The organism is Kordia sp. SMS9 (genome assembly GCF_003352465.1).
GTDB lineage: Bacteria > Bacteroidota > Bacteroidia > Flavobacteriales > Flavobacteriaceae > Kordia.
This window is the reverse complement of the sequence record NZ_CP031153.1, coordinates 2,297,310-2,315,077: the sequence shown is the minus strand read 5'-3', so window position 1 is coordinate 2,315,077 and position 17,768 is coordinate 2,297,310. Positions and strand designations below refer to the sequence as shown.

The following is a 17,768-nucleotide window of genomic DNA, read 5'->3' as shown; positions in this document are numbered from 1 at the left end:
GTTTGCACACAAAACCAACATTTAATAAGACTTAGAAGACTATTTCTAAGTGACTAATTCCAGAATTTCTGAAACTATTTTTTTTACTGAAAAAGGTTTTGTTAAATATTTATCTGCTCCAAGTTTTAATCCTTTTTCAACGTCTGAAGCTTTATTTTTAGCAGTTAAAAACACCACTTTTGTGTGTTGCAAACTGTCATTTTCCTTAATTTGTGTCAACGTTTGATATCCGTCTACATTTGTCATCATGATGTCTAACAAAACAACGTCTGGAATTTGGTGCTGTAAAATCTCTAAGGCTTCACTTCCATCACGTGCAATAAACACCTCAAATTGTTGCTTTTTAAAAGCATATTCCAACGACATTACGATGTTAGGTTCATCGTCGACAATTAAAATTTTCTTCATTATTTTTAAACTGACACCAATTTAGTCAAAAGGTAGCGTAAAAACAAGTGTTGCACCATTTTTTCTCCCTTTTTTTGCCCATATTTTTCCGCCGTGTTTTTCCACAATTTGTTTTGTAATGGCGAGCCCTAATCCACTGCCTTGTGGCTTGATGATGTTTTGGTGTTTTGATTGATAAAATTTGTCAAAAATATAGTCGTGATCTTCTGTTGGAATTCCTTTTCCATTGTCCTTTACAAATACCTCAACTTCCCCATTTCCAAGCTTGTAATCAATGGTGACTTTTCCGTTTTCTTTTGGGCAGAATTTGATTGCATTTGATAGTAAATTGGTCAATACCTGCAGAATGCGATCTTCATCATAGATAATGGTGATAGCATGTGCCGTTTTGTTATTGATTTTTATATTTTTTTTGGAAGCGATTTGCTGAATGCTTCCGACCGCTTTTGCAATGGTTTTTTGAAGATCGTTCGTCTGCATGTTCAAGTGTAAACGACCTGTTTCTAGTTTTTCAAAATCCAAAATATTATTGATCAATCGCGCCAAGCGATCAGAATCTTGTAGAATGTTTTTTAGAAATTGATTTTTCAGGTCTTTCGGCATGTCATCTTCATCATCCATCAATAATTCTGTTGCCGCACGAATTCCTGTAATTGGTGTTTTTAATTCATGCGCAACTGTGTCTAAAAATTCATCTTTTTGTTTGTCTTTGGTGATGAGTTCTTTATTTGCATTTTTAAGTTTGGATGAAAGTTGCGAGAGTTCTTCAGATTTTTCGCGAAGTACTTTGTTGTTGACGATATTTTCTTTCGATTCTTCTAATATTTTCAACACTTCTACCAAACTGATTTGTTCTTCTTTCACCACACTGGCAATGAGAATTTTCGCGGAAGCACCACCAATACTTCCCGTTAGAAGTTTTTCTGAAAAGTTGATCAATCGTGCATCGGCTAATTGTGTATTGGGTGATAGATTGTATTTGGTGAAGAAGATTTTTAAGGCACGTGTTGCGCGTTGTTCTCCCAAGAAACGCACCAATACATTTTTGATATCTGCCACATAGGCTTCTCCTTTCCAAACCAATGCACTGTCTTGCAAGGTGGTGAAGTTGCGACTGTCTACAAACATTTCCGCATAATTTCGTTCGCGGTAATTTCCTTTTGAGACGAGTGAAAACACCAAATAACAGAGAATGTTACAACTCATACTCCAAAAGAATGCATGTGCTGGCGGACTTAAAAAGTCGATTCCGAACAACGCATACGGTTTTAACATTGAAATTCCGTTGAGTCCATACTGAATAAAATCGTCTGTTCCTGTATATGCTTGTAGTATGAATGGTAATATGAGCGTATACATTGCAATTAGTGTTCCGACAATGATTCCGATAATCGCTGCTTTTGAAGCGCCACGATTCCAAAATAATCCGATGAAAAATGAAGGCGCTAATTGTGCAATGATTACAAAAGAAATGAGTCCGATAGAATACAACGAGAGTTCTTTGGAAAACGACACATAAAAGAAATATGCGCCAATGATGATGAGAAAGATGGAAATTCTACGAATATTTTTGATGTATTTTGAGTTTCGCTCTGTTTGATTTTTGATGAATTTATCTAAGAAGCCATACGGAATGATCAAGTTGTTACTTACCATGGTCGATAACGCTAAGGTAGAAACAATCACCATAGAAATCACAGCAGAAAATCCTCCTAAAAATACCAAGGTTGCTAAGAATGAGTTGCCATTTTCCAACGGAAGTAACAAGGTGTAATATTCGGCATTTTGTGTGTTGCCAAACGTGAGTTTTCCCGCCCAAGCGATAAAAATGACAAAGAAATTAAAGAGCAATAAGTACAATGGAAATAACCAAATGGCTTTTTTTAAATGTTTTTCACGTGTATTTTCTAAGACGGAAACTTGAAATTGTCGTGGCAATAAAAAGATGGCGATGAATGCGAGTGCAATCATAAAAAACCAATCAAATCCATTTTCCACACTTCCCAGAGTCACCAATTCTTGAAAGTTTTCCATGCTGGCAGACATTTGGTTGTAGATATCTGTGGTTCCATCAAACAAATAAAATGTAATATACACGCCAATGATCAAAAAGAACACTAGTTTTATAATAGATTCAAACGCTACAGAGGCAATGATTCCTTTGTGCTTTTCCGACGCATCGGTATTTTGTGTTCCGAAAAAGGTTGCAAAAATCGCCAAAAGTAACGCCACATAAAACGTAGAATCGTCAAAAACAGAGGTGGAAATATAACTGGTTTCATCTGCCATAATTTCAAAGGTTTCCGAAACCGCTTTTAGTTGTAACGAAATGTATGGCAAGGTTCCCAATAAACAAACAATCGTGACTAACGCGCCTAAAAATCGGTTGTTTCCATAGCGAAGAGAAATAAAATCGGCAATGGAAGATATTTTGTGTTGTTTGGAAATCCGAATGATTTTCCGCAACACGATAATCCACAAAGGGGCTGCAATGACTGGCCCGAGGTAGATTGGTAAAAAGTTGATACCTGAATTGGCAGCAATTCCAATACTTCCGTAATACGTCCACGCTGAACAGTACACTGCGAGTGAAAAAGTATATACATACGGATTGTTCACCCATTTGCTTTGTCGCCTTTTTTCCGCCAAAAACGCTACATAAAAAAGCACTGCGAGGTAACTTATGATGATAAAAACGAGCGTGTAATTATTCATAATAACGTTTTAAAACAATGTACGAAATGATGATGGAGAGCAACCAAACCGAAAAGATAGAAAAGTAAAATGTCGGAATTCCCAAGAAAGCACCATCTACACTGAACGTAAGTACAAAAGGCACATTGAATATTAAAAACAACGCAATGGCAAGGACAATCAGTTTTTGTTCGTGTCGTTTTTTCATTGACTTAGTTTGGTGTTTTTAAAATTAAGAAAAAAAATACCCTTTACAAAGTAGAGATTCGTTGGTTGGTTGATCCTTTTCAAATTCATCATTATTGGTTGATTTTTTGGTTGACTGCATATTAGAAGTAAAACACTATGTATAAAATAGGAAAAAACCTATTCACATACCTTTTTTTAACCCTTGAAACTTCTAGTAAATACATAGATTTTTGTACCGTACTGATGATACTGTAAAAGAGAAGTGTAAAGTTATACTTGTTTTACTACTCAAAAGTCAACTACTAACCATTAAATATACAAAACATGAAAACAAAATTTTTATTATTTCTAAAATTAGTCTTTTTGACTATTATCATACAAAGTTGTTGTACACCAAGTACAGTAATTGGTAATGTCAATAATATACTGCGCCCGCAAGAAACCAGTCAATGGTGTTGGGCAGCGGTAACGCAAATGATCGCTGAAAATGAAGGACAATTTGTAACACAATGCGACTTAGCAAATCATCGTTTTGGTAAAACAAACTGTTGTGATTTTGAAAATGCAGGACAGAGTTGTCCAAAAACAAACGATTGCAGAACTCCAGGTTGGCTAGAACTAGATTTTGCAGGTGTTAATTTTTCAACATCTAATGCTGGACTCTCATTGGCACAGCTAAGAAAAAGTATTTATTGTTCCAAAGATGTATTGGGATATGCGTATGGTACGCCAGGAGTTGTAGGACATGTGGTAGTTGTAAAAGGATATTTCAGTATTGGCGGCACAGATTATGTTGTGCTAAACGATCCTTGGTCTCCTTGTACAGGCTCTGAACGTGTTATAACGTATGCTGAGTATTTAGATCCATCTGGGCCAAGAACTCATTGGACAACTTGGTATAAAACAAGTAAAAAATAATTGATTACATTTAATATACTAAAATAGTAAATTATGAAACATTTAAATATATACATGAGTTTGTGCGTAATTTTAGTGACGATGAGCATGAACAGTCAAAATCAATCAAAAGAAATTCGTGAAGTTGCTGAAAAAGGGAAAGCTGATTTAGTACAAATCTTAACAGAAACAGGAGATCAGTTTAATTTTGGAATTGATGCAAACGATGTAAAAAACGCACGTATTGCTTCTCCTTTGAACTACTATGAAATGAATTTTGAAAAGCTTTTAAACTACAACGATTCCAGAAAGATGGAGGATTTGTTAAATGCAGAAATTAAAAAAATAATTCCACTCATTAAAGATACCAAATTGATCACTACTATAGGTGTGGCAAAACAAGAAAAAGAAGGTAAATTTAAAGTTATTGAACTTATTGACCATCAGTATCACAAAGCCTTAAACCAATTACCAAATAGCATGAAGCGTGAAGAATATCGTAATTTAAAAATTGTGTATGTTCCTAACTTGAATGTGAACATTTATCATTTGAATGGAAAAAATTATACTTCTTACAAAGGAAGAGAATTAAGTACTCCAATTGATGATGCACGTTTATTAAAGATGTTGCAAAACGATGCTAAAATATTCCAATCCAAATTTGGAGATCAAGTTAAAGGGAATAAGTTATTGAATTAATATATTCCGTAAGACAGAAAAAAAGAGACGGTCTGGAAAGCTTTTGAAAGCGTCAATCTGAATCAAATTCAATTTGACAAAATTTCGGTTCTTTAGACAGCCTCTTTTTTCGTTTTAATTGTTTTTAATCTAAAAATATGTTAATGACTGGAAGCTTCTCCTGCTCCAGAAGGAATTCTGATACTTTCCACCATTTCTTGTACATCGCTTGGTGGCACTGGTGTTAATCTTGAAACGACAACCGACACTACTACGTTTACAATCATAGCAATCGTTCCGAAACCTTCTGGTGAGGTTCCAAACCACCATTCACTTTTTGGTAATGGATCCATGACACCAATAAGTCCTGTTTTGTAGCGAATCATGTAGAATAACATTAATACGATTCCGACAACCATTCCTGCTATCGCACCTTGTTTGTTCATTCGCTTATCAAAAATTCCCAAAATAATGGCTGGGAAAAACGAGGCGGCTGCCAACCCGAATGCCAAGGCGACAACGGCGGCGACAAATCCTGGCGGGTAAATTCCGAAGAGTCCAGCAATTACTACTGCAATTACAATAGAGATTCGTGCCCACTTTAATTCGCCTTTGTCAGAGATATTTGGATTGATTTGTTTTTTGATTAAATCGTGAGAGATCGACGTAGATATTACCAATAATAATCCTGCTGCGGTTGATAACGCTGCTGCCAATCCACCAGCTGCTACTAAAGCAATGACCCAATTTGGCAAGTTTGCAATTTCTGGATTTGCCAATACCATGATATCTCTATCTACATATAACTCGTTCATCTCAGTCGCTTTTGCATTAGAAACCAAACGTTCTCCATGTGCGCCTCTTTCCTCAGTGTACTTAGGTTTTCCTTTTAATGCATCTCCTGCAACGTATTGAATTTTTCCATCACCATTTTTATCAGCCCAAGCGATTAATCCTGTGTCTTCCCAATTTTTAAACCATTGTGGAATTTCCGAATATTGTTTTTCACTTACGGTTTCAATTAAATTCGTTCTTGAAAAAACTGCAATTGCAGGTGCTGTTGTATATAAAATAGCGATGAGCAATAGTGCATATCCTGCAGATTTACGCGCATCTTTTACTTTTGGCACCGTAAAGAAACGTACAATTACGTGTGGTAATCCTGCAGTTCCTACCATTAATGCTAAGGTAATTGCAAATACATCCCACGTAGATTTGGTTCCGCTGGTATATTCGTTAAATCCGAGTTTGGTGTGTAATTGATCTAAATGATCAAGTAATGGTACGCCTTCTGCGATTTCTCCGCCCATTCCAATTTGTGGAATGATGTTTCCTGTCATTTGCATGGAGATAAAAAATGCTGGTACCATGAACGCAAAGATGAGTACACAGTATTGTGCTACTTGCGTATACGTGATTCCTTTCATTCCTCCTAAAAAAGCAAACGTTAATACCACTGCCATTCCAATAACTACTCCTGTATTGATATCTACTTGCAAGAATTGAGAAAATACAATTCCCACACCACGCATTTGTCCTGCTACATAGGTAAATGATACGATCAACGCACAGATCACTGCTACGGTTCTTGCCGCGTTTGAATAATAGCGATCTCCAATAAAATCGGGCACGGTAAATTTTCCAAATTTCCGCAGATACGGCGCTAATAATAATGCTAGTAATACATATCCGCCTGTCCAGCCCATTAAATATACAGAACCGTCATATCCTGCAAAGGAGATAATACCTGCCATACTGATAAAAGAGGCGGCACTCATCCAATCGGCGGCTGTTGCCATTCCGTTGGCTAATGGAGAAACACCTCCACCAGCAACGTAAAATTCTTTTGTTGAGCCTGCTCGCGCCCAAATTGCTATTCCAAAATATAGGGCAAAAGTTATCCCTACTAAGATCCAAGTCCACGTTTGTACACTCATAATAATTTATATTTTTTTAGTTAGGGTTACTCGTCGAAACCGTATTTTTTGTCTAATTTGTTCATTAATCGTACGTATACGAAGATAAGAATTACGAATACGTAGATAGATCCTTGTTGTGCAAACCAGAATCCTAGTTTGAATCCACCAAGTCTAAATTGGTTGAGTTCTTCTCTGAATAAGATTCCGCATCCGTAGGAAACGATAAACCATATTGATAGTAAGATAACAAGGTATTTGAGATTTTCTTTCCAGTACGCTGTTGCGTGTTTTTGTTTTTCACTCATAGTTGGTTGGTTTTTACAGGTAAATCATGGCTTGAAGCGTGAGTGTTCCCACAGCATCAGCATTCCCATATTTTGTATTGAAATATTCTAAACTTAGTTTGGAATGATGTCCACTAAGGTATGTATTTATTCCGACACCAAAAGAAGTGGCATTGTCATCAATGGCATCAATTTGTCTGGTGTCGAATTGTATATATGGCTGAAATTTTGTCGCTTTTTCTGTTGGAAGCACATATCCAACGTGTCCGTGCAGTAAAGAACCTGTTTCATAAGTTCTTCCTAAGGTAAAATCTTTTCCATAATCACTGAATTGTGCCAGTGCATACGCTGTTAAGGAAGCTCCTTTTTTCCCAATTGGTGCATCGTAAAAGGCATCTACTGCAAAGATAGATACGTCTTCTCCTGCCAACTCGCCCGCAGTATTTGCGATAACCGATCCTTTTGGATGGAAGAAGAAACCTGCGCCAATGTTGAATACTTTTTTTCCGCCTAAATAGCTTCCTACTTTGTACGGTAAGAAGTTCGATTCTTGGTCTAAAAAATTATAGTCAAAATATCCTGCGTACGTTCTTCCAGCATCTTTGGACCCTAACAAACGTCTCCCTGCGTATACAGCTGATCCGTCAGGTGTCGGCGTTACAGCTTCTTGCAAATTGTTTGTCACAGCATCATTGATAGAGACGCGGTATTGTAGTTTTCCAAATTTTCCTTTGAGGTATACGCCCATGTGACGTGCAAATTGATCGGAAAGTCCAATGGTTGCCCACGCTTGACGTTGGTTGTCGAGCGTCATCATGTTCAGCGTACTTTGGTTGTTGGCTCTGGAAATTCCGTTCCAATAGTGCAAACCACCACCGATTGCGTGATCGTCTGTCAGCGTAAATTGTCCCCAAACATCGTGAAAGAAGAGTTGTGAACTGTCTCCTTTCCCTGTAGGTGATAAGTTGTCTCCGTTTAGACTGTTGAGTCCGAAGTGTGTGAGAATTAGGAAACGCTTGTTGATTTGTGCATACATGAGTACACGTGCCCTACGCAAACTAAAATTGAGATCGCTTTGTTCGTTTCCGTTTGCGTCTAAAGGTCTGTCTGAATTGTGTTGTGCCCATATTTGCGCCCATGAGATGATTCGGAAGTATTTAGAACCATCTTCATTGAGTTTTACTTTCATTCCGCCATTGTAATCTGGCGCGCCTTGGGCGTTTGTATATTGGAAAGTTATTAAAAATATTCCTACCAATAAAAGAATTTGTTTTCTCATTGTTGTAAAAAGGTTAGTTGGTGTTACATTGGTTTTGTGTGCAGTACTAAACTCCAAAAAACAGTGAGATAAATAAAAACTACTATATTTTTTTGCTAATTTGTTATATTAATCTTTAAAGCGTTCCCATTTTATCAACATAAACTTATCGCCTAATTCTGTTACAATCACACCAGCACCTTTGATGTTTTCCGCATTTTGAAAGTACGTTCCGAGTTCGTCTGCATTTAAGATTTTGTAGGTAGGATGATAACTAGAGTTATACGGGCGTTTGATGTTGTATTTTTTTACCCAATTCATGATACTAACGTGTGAAATTCCTAAAATACGTTCTATTTCACGATAGGTTAATCCTTCTAAATACAACTGAAGTGATTTATTGACGTAATAGTCATCAATCTTTTTCCCTAGCTTGTTTACAGAGAAAAAATAGCTACACTTTTTGCACTTGTAACGTTGCCTATTATTGACAATTCCGCTTTTTATGTATTGATCTGAACCGCAGTTTGGACATAAGTCTATTTTCATATATAGTAATTTAGCATAAATATATCAATTTAGCAATAAACATACAAATACCATTGTTTTGAGTATCAAATTGATCGTATGAGACTTACAAATTGCTTGCTAAAAAATATTTTACTAAAAATAGATTTAATAGAAAATGTAGCCTTATTTTTAAGGATGGAAACCGATCATTTTATCAGTAGTATTGGGATTATAATTGTGTTGTTTTTTGCAACAGTATTACTTACATCGAAACGATATAAAAGTCGTGCCAATCACTTATTAACAGCTTGCTTAATTACACTTTCCCTGTTGATGCTCCGTATCAATGCGATATTTGAAGAAACCCTTTTTTTTGAAATTTTATGTTTTTTGAGAATTGAGTATTTGTTTTCAGTTTTTCTGTACATGTACGTTTGTGAAGTCATAAAAGAAAAGATATCAAAAACAACTTTTATACTATTTCTCAGCCCTTTTATGCTGCTTTCGTCACTTTATATTGGCAGTATTGCTGTTGAAAATAGTTCGCTTGAAACCTTTTTGGAAGGCTTTGAGGTTTTTGAAACATATATTATTATTACGTTTAATGTCCTTGTTGTAACCTTAGCTATGATAAAAATTTATAGAAGCAATGCGGAGTTTGATGTAAGGAAATGGTTGTTTGCTATTTCTTGGAGTTTGATTGTTGTGATGCTTTTCTTTTTAATTTTAGAAGTGATTGAATTATTGTTTGACGTTGAGCTTTGGGGTTCTTTTGGTGTGATTATGTCTTTGTTTTTTGTGAGAATTTCATATACTGGTATTCAAAAATTACAGATTCAACAAGATCAAAAAGCGATTCAGAAGATATATTCAAATTCTAAAAAATCTACCACAGCCGTAAAAAATAATGTAACACTGAATCATTTTGAACATATGCAGTTGTTGATGCGTGACGAAGAACTTTTCAGAGATCCTTCTTTAAATAGAACACTTTTAGCCGAAAAATTAGGATTAAGCGTCAGTTCTGTCACTAGAATTTTGAAAGAAGAAGGGCAGATTAGTTGTAAGGATTTCATCAATCAGTACCGAATTCAGTTAGCCAAAGAAATGCTAACCGATGTACGTTTTCATGTTTTTTCGTTGGAAGCTATTGGGAAAGAAGTTGGTTTTAAATCAAGAAGCACCTTTTATGAAACTTTCAAAAAAGAAGTTGGGGTTTCGCCGGGAACCTTCAAAAAAAAGTAAATGTTGTCCTGTAATATTTTAAATAGAAGAATCTCGGACATCTACTGCTATTATTGACCTCAGCACTGTATACTAAGACGCTGAAATCTTCGTACTCTTACCATAAATACCTTTAACATTTAATTATTTATGAGTATGAAATTCTTCAAAAATATTTTTAGTCTAGCAACAATTGCTATGATAATCGTTGTTTTTATTGCTTGCAGTTCTGATGATAATGGAACTACGCCCAATCCAACAACACCAACAAACCCAAGTGGCACAGCTACCAAAATTATGCCGTTAGGAGCGTCAAGAGTCGCTGGCGCAAGACCGTTATATGAAAGTTACCGATATGAACTTTGGAAATTACTCCTTGACGGGAATTATGATTTTGATTTTATTGGAACAGAAACTGATCCTGCCGACTATCCTATGTACAACGGTCAAAGTTTTGATAGAGATCATGAAGGTCGTGGTGGAATTACTTCTGGTGAAATTTTGGCTGAACTTGATATTTGGCTAAACGATCTAACGAATATACCTGATATTGTTTTGTTTAGCTCGCCAGGCGGAAATGATGGTTTTACCGATTTGAATCAAACTGTAGCTAACGTCAACGCCATTATTGATATTTTTCAAGCCAGAAACCCAAACGTTACCATATTTTTAGAGTTGCCTGCGCCAGCTATGACCAGTGAACAGACTCCAGAGTTTCTAGCTTTTTACAATCAAGCATTAAATACACTTCCGCAAGTAGCTACCAATAAAACCACAGCAACTTCTTCCGTTTTAACGGTTGATATGTCTACAAATTTTATTGACGCGTATTTGGCGGACGATGTACATTATAGCGAAGCTGGTGCCAGTTTTATTGCCAATCGCTATTTAGAAGTGTTAGCTCCACTCCTACCATAAATTTGAAATAGCACTCACAGAAAAGCTAGATGATACCATCTGGCTTTTTTTATTTTAAAATCGAAAAAAAGACTATCACACTCCAGTGTAATAGTCTTCAAAACCTACCTCAAATCTGTCTTAGAAATTGATGTTTGTTTTACATAACCTAATTTTGAACTGTGAACAATTATTAATTGCATGAGTGCTATCCAAGCAGTAGTACACGAGTTTTGTATCGCTATTTCATTACAGTCAAATAGCACTCAGTAAAAAGCAACCAATTAAATTCAATCATGATAAAAAGTTAATTTGTTATTTTTTCTACATTGTTGAATGTGTCATTTGTTTTTTTGACAGTATGTATTTTCCAATTGATTGCCATGGCAAATGCTGCTGCCTCTGAGGTTAAAATATTATCTAGTATTATCATATTTGGAAATGTTGAATGTGTAATTTTGGAGTACATCAAATTAGGCAGTTGTTGGTTTGCTTTATTGGCAAGTTTTTTTATGCCTGAAGCTACTTCTAAAAAACACATAGCAGCTTGTACAGCATTTTGTTTTACGATCCACGACAGTAAAAAATATTCATCTTTGTAGGCACGCATGCTTTGCAGCTGATCAATGGCCATTTTTAGTGTGTTGTTGGTATTGGATTGCTTCTTGTACATATTGAAACATGATTCCTTAAAGAAGCCCTTTCCGTCAAAGGATCCTAAATTATTTACTCCTTCCACAAGGATGAAGACTGCTGGTCTTTCTGAAATAAAGTCATGCACCGTTTTTACCGCCAAGTCAATAGTAGGTAACGAACAATATAAATAGTTGATTCCTGACATTTTTTTTAATAAGCTATTCCACTCACTCTTATTAAACGCTCTGTAGTTTCCATTGTCAGTGTAGGTATGTAATGAATTGGATAGCTTTATTATTACAAGTTCTTTACGAACCGCAATAAATGTATTGACATCTTCTATTACATGATCTATAGATTGACCTGTAGCACCTCTCCACATAGAAATTGCTTCTATTTTATGATAATTTCCTGTAAAAAAATCACCATTTCTTAATACTGGTTGAATATCTAAATATCGAACACCCAATTGAAGCTGCTCTCGTATATTTCTAGTCTGTGTTATCACGTTGCAATCACTCGCGCCGAAGGTATTACTTGTACGAACATTCATTCCAGCGTGACGCGCACCTAGCATACAAATTTCACTCAATTCTTTTGTTCCAAGAATCGAAATATTGTCTTGCATCCATGAAGATCCATTTAGGTTTGTTGATGAATATTTTCCTTGCATTCCTGAAAGAATAAAAGATACATATCCTTTACGCTGCCATCCTAAAGAGAATAATGCTTCATTTTGATTGGAATATATTTTTAAATTCGCAAAATATACCTTTATGTCAAATCCACTTGTGGCACTCGCCTGGATTTCAAAAAAATCACTGGTGCCTTCTAATGAGTAGACAACTTCTCCTGCATCATCTGAAGAATCGTTAAAAAAATGTTGATTCCACTCAATATAGACACTGATACTGGTTTGTGCTGCAATGACATTCGGAAAATCCCATATATTCATTTGATACGAATGTTGATACGTTTTTCTCCAAGCTGTATCAGTACTATTGACTAAGGTTAGATATCCACTTTGTCCCATACTATTAATGATGATTGAAATGATTGTGTAGTTTGATACTTTTTTTAAAGCACTTGTGTTAAAAAAGGAGACCACTACTCATTTGTAGCAGTCTCCAAACCTACGTCGAATCTGCCCTACATATTGACGTTTAATTGTAGTTAATCTTAAAAAAGATTTCTAAAAATTCATTCCTGGGAATAATGTTCGAGTTATCATTGGTGTCAAAGCTGCGGAAGCATTTGCTCCAATAGTAAAAGCATTTGCGTTATATGTTTTACGCTCTACTGCTTTTGTTTGATTTGGTAATTTCATAATAAAAAAATATTAGAACCTTGAATAGGGAAATAATCCCTATCCAAGATTTGTGTTTAAAAATTAAATAGAACTTAACGCGCCTCCAATAGCTCCTTTTAGCAAGTTTCCAAAAGAGAATGAAGCATTTGCTCCTACTGCAACAGCGTTCGGGTTATACGTTTTACGTTCTACTGCTTTTGTTTGATTTGGTAATTTCATAATAAAAAAATTAGATGTTAATAATTAAATATGTTGGGAATATTGATTCCCTGTTGACTCACTTTAATGAGAGTTAAAAGCATGTTATTTTTAAAAAAGCAATCAGTGCTATGACTTTGGCCTAACCTATTAAAGCTTTCATATGAAATCAAGAAAGTAATCCTAGGAAGTAGTACTGAAAACTACTTACTTATCTTGATTTATTTTTTTTATGTGTAAAAAGAAAAGTGATTAGCTTGCAATAGTTACACTTACTGGAGCATACCATTCTTCTCTGTCACCAATAATGATTGGCGTTACACCACTTACATCTACTTGCATTGAATATGTAGTGGATGCTTTATTAGTATTTTCTGGATCAAAGAATGTTAATTGTACTTCTCTTACAATTGAATTTTGTCTTTCTATTTTTGAAGGTAATACTCTGTGACTGCTCAATTGAAGTTTTTTCTTAGTTGCTTCCTTCACAATATCTGATAGTTCTAAAATATTGTATAACGAATAATTTAAGGCACGATCTTCTGGCGTTTTTCCTCTGTTCAGCGTAGTCACATACAAACGATTTAAAACTGAAATTAATTGCTCTTTAAATTCAGAGTTATTAATTTCCATAGATTTCAGCAAGGCTTCTAAGGTCCAGTCTCTTAGTCCATAAGCAACTGGTGTAACAGCCTCCACATAATTCCCGTTCATTAACTTTGATTCTCCTGAAACAAACCCAGGCAATACCATTCGCATCACATCAGGTTTCTTTTTGCTTTTTTCTTCTTCTTCTTCTTTTCCAAAAATTTCATCTAGTGATATTTCTGAAGTCCTTAAATTAGCTGTATGCTGCGAATATTTATCATGATTAATTTCTGTATTGTCTCCTAGAAATTGAGCCATAAACAAATAAATTGGATCACTGAAAGTCGAAAGTCTTGGACTAATTGAATATATTGGTGTTGAGTTGATATTCAACAACCAAATTAATTGACTTGACATAAAGATATTTTGGTAACTTCCTCCTTCTTTGAACAATAAAAATGCTGCCATCGCTTTATGGTCGTGAGGAGAATCAGTCAGTTCATCTTGTAATTCTTTAGGAAGATTGTCATACCACGTTTTCATTAATGCTCTAAACGTATCTAAATTATTTTGTGTCCCAAAATCATAAGACGGTTGCCCTATAGCATTCACTAATTGCGTATTTCTAAAAGTAGGATAACCTCCCGGATTTATAGCAGGATTATACATAGTTGGTGCTTGAGATGGTGTTACATTTCCTGCACACCCACAAGCGGAAGGTGCTACTTCTGCAGTAGCTGCCGTAGTTACTGTTGGCGTAGCTACAGGCATTGCTGTTTCTGATGGCGTAACTTCTGCCACTGGTGTCGATGCTTCTTGTGGTATTACTGCATCGGTTTGGTCATTGTTTGCCGATAACGGCATTACTTCTGGTTCGTTTTGCATGTTTGTATTATTTAGAGTTAAAAAATTTTGCGGTTTTATACCTGCTTTTAAGATATGTTGGATGGCATTGCCAATATGTAAGCGTCCTACCATAATTGGATCACAGTTTATATTTTCGTCAACTGTACAAGGTGTCACACTATTCAATAAAATTTGACGTATGGCCAGAAGGTCTTTTGGCATCCCTTTTTTCTTTTGTAGACTTGCCAGGAGCCCAGCAATTCCGCTTACTAAAGCCGTTGAAAAACTAGTTCCGTTCGCAATTGCTTTTTGGTTATCTCCACTGGGAATAGCTCCAATGATATTTTCGCCAGGAGCAACCAATCCTTTTTCAGGAAATAATGTACTCCAATTGCTAAAGTTAGATGCAACTCCATCGGGTTTTATAGAGCCAACGGCCAATACTGTCGGATAATTAGCAGGTACGTGTATGCTATTATTACCTTCATTCCCTGTAGCAGCAATTACCAACACACCTTTCTTTTCGCATAATTCCAACGCTGCTGCTAAGGAAGAAATGATGTTATCACCTTTATTTAATTTTTCTCCACCACTAATGTTGATGATATCTGCATCATGCTCCAAAGCCATACGAATTCCTTGTTCAATATCTGATTGTGAACTACTGAGCAACTTGCCATTTTCATCTTCTTGATAAATACTTTTTACCAAACCTGAACAATTTGGAGCTATGCCTAAAATACCACTGTTATGATTCGCAAAAATTAAACTGCTCACAAACGTTCCATGTGTAGAGCGTACATTTTTGCGTGTAGGGACATCCAATGATCGGATATGAGTTTCTTTTAAAGTTGGGTGTTGTAAATCGACAGGACCATCTAAAACTGCAATTTTAATAGTAGGATCGCCTTTGGTATTTTTCCAGAGTGCTTCAATTCCTGGAAGCATGGTGATAATGTTAGATGAGTTATTCATTTTTAGCTTTAAAATCTTAATTAAAAAAGAGTACTTTAACTCTTTACATTTATTAATTTTCTTATACTAAACTATGAATGAACGAAACAGCAGATGGAAAAAATGATGCCAATAGTTCCTTTTTATGTTGCCAATTCACTTTTTACTGTAGTGAACTAAAAAACCACTTTTTCAAGATATATCTTACTTTATAATAACCAATTGTCTAAGGATTGTTTTGTACTTAACACCTAGCGTAACACTATGATTTCCTTTTAGGATGATTAAATTATCTTTCGGAATAATTTGTTCGATAGCCGAACTATTGATGATATATTTACGATGGATTTGTAGAAATACTGATGCATCTAGAAACTCTTTTATCTTACCCAATGAAATGAGTACGACAAACTTTTCCTTTTGCGTTACAATGTTACAATACCGATTTTCTACTTCTATATAAATGATATTTTTTAGCAATACCTTATGCAATGTATTTTTCTTCTTGATAAAGAAACTATGTTCATCTATTTTTGAGGTGAGATAACTTTTTAGATGATCATCCGTGCGTGTTTGTAATTTTTCAATAACATTCTCCAATGTGTAAAGCATAGCAATTTCATTGAAAGGTTTATGCAAAATAGCAAAAGGTTTTGTAAGCTTGGCACGTTGGTATAAATGTCGGTTTTCAAAACCTGTTAAGTAAATAAAGGGACATAATTTTTCCTTTGAAAATAAAAGGTTTTCAATAAAAGCTATTCCATCAGGTTTTCCGTTAAGCATAATATCTGTAATGATAATATCTACCAGAAATCTCGGATACAGTAGTAGTGCTTCTTGATAGCTATTAGCGATTCCAATTACATGATATGAATGCGAGTCTAATAGCTTTTTTAATATTGTTACTTTCTCATCTTTTTCTTTAACTAGAAAGACATTGATTGTACGCATTTGGTAGGTTTTGAAAAGTCTAAATAATGATAATCTAATTCAAGTATAATGAATGACAGTTTTACATCTTAAAGATATATCTTCTAAAAAAATAAGAATACAATCTCATCATTAAAGAAGAATTTTCTTTAAATGAATCTAATATTTATAAATAAAACATTTTTCTATAATAAAATGTAGTCAACGCTTAAAAATATGATGTGAATGACGCATACTGAAGTATGAATGAAGTTTTAGACAGTTTAGACTCAATAGCATTTGGAGTTGATACTGTCATTTTAATCTTGAAATTTGATTCATACAACTTCACAAACAAAAACAACCTTGTATAAAATACGTTATCCTACGAACCAGTCCATATTCGTAATTATGAAAAAAGAAAAATATCCTTGGAATAAAATGTAAAAATAGCAGCTCAACTTTTTTAAACTTCAGCACCTATCAAATTATGGAACAGTTGCCAGAAAATTAAAAACAATACTTACACTCGCGTAAATTTTTCCTATATAATATTTGCTTATTTTTACGGCGAATATCATCAACAAACAACCATTATGAAAAAAATACTGCTACTACTTACGCTTCTCGTTACTTTTTTAGGAACTAGTCATGCGCAATCACCTGATGAAGATCAATTAGGCGCTTGGTACATGTATTTTTACAGTGCAAATTTTAAAGAATCCAATTGGGGAATTCAAGGAGACTTTCAATATCGTGATTGGCGCGGTCTTGGAGATCGAGAACAATTACTGTTACGTTCAGGAATAACGTATACGCCAAAAGATGCTGGTGTAAAATTCACCTTCGGATTTGCCAATATTACGACAGGACAATTTGGCAACGATATTGACAATCCTATTTCAGAAAATCGTATCTATCAAGAAGCTCTAATTTCCAATACCATCTTAAAAAGAGTGTTATTAACGCATCGTTTTCGTTATGAGCAACGTTGGGTAGAAGATCAAGATTTTAGAACGCGCTACCGTTACAATCTCTTTATCAATGTTCCTTTTAACAATACGAAACTCGTTAAAAACACCTACTATTTTGCCTTTTACAATGAAATTTTCCTAAATGGACAACGTGACATTGGAGACGGAAGAAGCGTGCAATTTTTTGATCGAAATCGTACATATTTAGGATTGGGATATGCCATTAGCAATAAACTCAGAGTGCAACTCGGTTGGATGGAACAAACTACTAACAACTGGCAAAAAGGGCAACTCCAGTTTAGTGTGCATCACACATTTTAAATTAAATTTTCAACGAGAAATATAGACACCTACAAATTTTAAAATCCTTACCAACTTACGTTCGTAGGGATTTTT

The 17,768-nt window shown here is 35.0% G+C and carries 17 protein-coding genes; 5 read left to right on the top strand and 12 right to left on the bottom strand.

All coding sequences use genetic code 11. The annotated features are described in order from the left end of the window. Positions 1 to 45: 45 nt before the first annotated feature. Genes KORDIASMS9_RS10050 through KORDIASMS9_RS10040 form a run of 3 tightly spaced genes read right to left on the bottom strand, consistent with a single transcriptional unit; the run spans position 46 to position 3,310 of the window. The gene (locus KORDIASMS9_RS10050; protein ID WP_114902721.1) at positions 46 to 408 is read right to left on the bottom strand and encodes a response regulator transcription factor; all 363 of its coding nucleotides are present in this window, start codon (positions 406 to 408) and stop codon (positions 46 to 48) included. A gap of 21 nt (positions 409 to 429) precedes the next feature. After that, positions 430 to 3,123: an ATP-binding protein gene (locus KORDIASMS9_RS10045; protein WP_114902720.1), complete on the bottom strand. Its 2,694-nt coding sequence runs from the start codon at positions 3,121 to 3,123 to the stop codon at positions 430 to 432. Then, the gene (locus KORDIASMS9_RS10040) at positions 3,116 to 3,310 is read right to left on the bottom strand and encodes a hypothetical protein (protein WP_114902719.1); all 195 of its coding nucleotides are present in this window, start codon (positions 3,308 to 3,310) and stop codon (positions 3,116 to 3,118) included. Before KORDIASMS9_RS10040 ends, KORDIASMS9_RS10045 begins: the two co-directional genes overlap by 8 nt. Positions 3,311 to 3,615: 305 nt before the next feature. Here KORDIASMS9_RS10040 and KORDIASMS9_RS10035 point away from each other — a divergent pair, with 305 nt between their 5' ends. Both KORDIASMS9_RS10035 and KORDIASMS9_RS10030 read left to right on the top strand, forming a co-directional pair. Then, complete coding sequence (locus KORDIASMS9_RS10035) at positions 3,616 to 4,209, top strand: papain-like cysteine protease family protein (protein WP_162819866.1); 594 nt, start codon at positions 3,616 to 3,618, stop codon at positions 4,207 to 4,209. Positions 4,210 to 4,242: 33 nt separating this feature from the next. Continuing rightward, positions 4,243 to 4,887: a hypothetical protein gene (locus tag KORDIASMS9_RS10030; protein WP_162819865.1), complete on the top strand. Its 645-nt coding sequence runs from the start codon at positions 4,243 to 4,245 to the stop codon at positions 4,885 to 4,887. A 140-nt stretch (positions 4,888 to 5,027) separates the two neighbouring features. Here the strand turns inward: KORDIASMS9_RS10030 and KORDIASMS9_RS10025 are convergent, their stop codons facing one another. The 4 genes from KORDIASMS9_RS10025 to KORDIASMS9_RS10010 all read right to left on the bottom strand — a co-directional run bounded on the left by KORDIASMS9_RS10025 (position 5,028) and on the right by KORDIASMS9_RS10010 (position 8,876). Continuing rightward, positions 5,028 to 6,803: a sodium:solute symporter family protein gene (locus KORDIASMS9_RS10025; RefSeq protein WP_114902716.1), complete on the bottom strand. Its 1,776-nt coding sequence runs from the start codon at positions 6,801 to 6,803 to the stop codon at positions 5,028 to 5,030. 26 nt (positions 6,804 to 6,829) lie between these two features. Further along, positions 6,830 to 7,090 carry a DUF4212 domain-containing protein gene (locus KORDIASMS9_RS10020; RefSeq protein WP_114902715.1) on the bottom strand — a complete coding sequence of 87 codons (261 nt, stop codon included), beginning with the start codon at positions 7,088 to 7,090 and terminating at the stop codon, positions 6,830 to 6,832. A gap of 13 nt (positions 7,091 to 7,103) precedes the next feature. After that, on the bottom strand, positions 7,104 to 8,348 hold the full coding sequence (locus tag KORDIASMS9_RS10015; protein WP_114905201.1) for a hypothetical protein: 1,245 nt from the start codon (positions 8,346 to 8,348) through the stop codon (positions 7,104 to 7,106). 108 nt (positions 8,349 to 8,456) lie between these two features. Further along, positions 8,457 to 8,876, bottom strand: a complete 420-nt coding sequence (locus tag KORDIASMS9_RS10010) for a helix-turn-helix domain-containing protein (RefSeq protein WP_114902714.1) — start codon at positions 8,874 to 8,876, stop codon at positions 8,457 to 8,459. Positions 8,877 to 8,972: 96 nt separating this feature from the next. Here KORDIASMS9_RS10010 and KORDIASMS9_RS10005 point away from each other — a divergent pair, with 96 nt between their 5' ends. Together KORDIASMS9_RS10005 and KORDIASMS9_RS10000 are read left to right on the top strand one after the other, a co-directional pair. Further along, positions 8,973 to 10,082, top strand: a complete 1,110-nt coding sequence (locus KORDIASMS9_RS10005; protein ID WP_162819864.1) for a helix-turn-helix transcriptional regulator — start codon at positions 8,973 to 8,975, stop codon at positions 10,080 to 10,082. A 177-nt stretch (positions 10,083 to 10,259) separates the two neighbouring features. Next, positions 10,260 to 10,979 (top strand): hypothetical protein, encoded by a 720-nt coding sequence (locus KORDIASMS9_RS10000; protein WP_162819863.1) that lies wholly within the window; start codon positions 10,260 to 10,262, stop codon positions 10,977 to 10,979. 286 nt (positions 10,980 to 11,265) lie between these two features. Here the strand turns inward: KORDIASMS9_RS10000 and KORDIASMS9_RS09995 are convergent, their stop codons facing one another. The 5 genes from KORDIASMS9_RS09995 to KORDIASMS9_RS09985 form a co-directional block, all read right to left on the bottom strand. After that, on the bottom strand, positions 11,266 to 12,627 hold the full coding sequence (locus tag KORDIASMS9_RS09995) for a hypothetical protein (RefSeq protein WP_114902711.1): 1,362 nt from the start codon (positions 12,625 to 12,627) through the stop codon (positions 11,266 to 11,268). Positions 12,628 to 12,786: 159 nt separating this feature from the next. Then, positions 12,787 to 12,921 (bottom strand): hypothetical protein, encoded by a 135-nt coding sequence (locus KORDIASMS9_RS23930; RefSeq protein ID WP_256387007.1) that lies wholly within the window; start codon positions 12,919 to 12,921, stop codon positions 12,787 to 12,789. Between the two features lie 63 nt (positions 12,922 to 12,984). Further along, positions 12,985 to 13,122: a hypothetical protein gene (locus tag KORDIASMS9_RS23200; RefSeq protein WP_162819862.1), complete on the bottom strand. Its 138-nt coding sequence runs from the start codon at positions 13,120 to 13,122 to the stop codon at positions 12,985 to 12,987. A gap of 231 nt (positions 13,123 to 13,353) precedes the next feature. Further along, a complete protein-coding gene (locus tag KORDIASMS9_RS09990) occupies positions 13,354 to 15,510 on the bottom strand; it encodes a S8 family serine peptidase (protein ID WP_114902710.1) in 2,157 nt (718 codons plus the stop codon). A 183-nt stretch (positions 15,511 to 15,693) separates the two neighbouring features. Continuing rightward, positions 15,694 to 16,440, bottom strand: a complete 747-nt coding sequence (locus tag KORDIASMS9_RS09985; RefSeq protein WP_114902709.1) for a LytTR family DNA-binding domain-containing protein — start codon at positions 16,438 to 16,440, stop codon at positions 15,694 to 15,696. A 554-nt stretch (positions 16,441 to 16,994) separates the two neighbouring features. On the opposite strand from KORDIASMS9_RS09985, the gene KORDIASMS9_RS09980 reads away from it, so the two are divergent. Continuing rightward, positions 16,995 to 17,693 carry a DUF2490 domain-containing protein gene (locus KORDIASMS9_RS09980; RefSeq protein ID WP_114902708.1) on the top strand — a complete coding sequence of 233 codons (699 nt, stop codon included), beginning with the start codon at positions 16,995 to 16,997 and terminating at the stop codon, positions 17,691 to 17,693. Positions 17,694 to 17,768 lie beyond the last annotated feature (75 nt).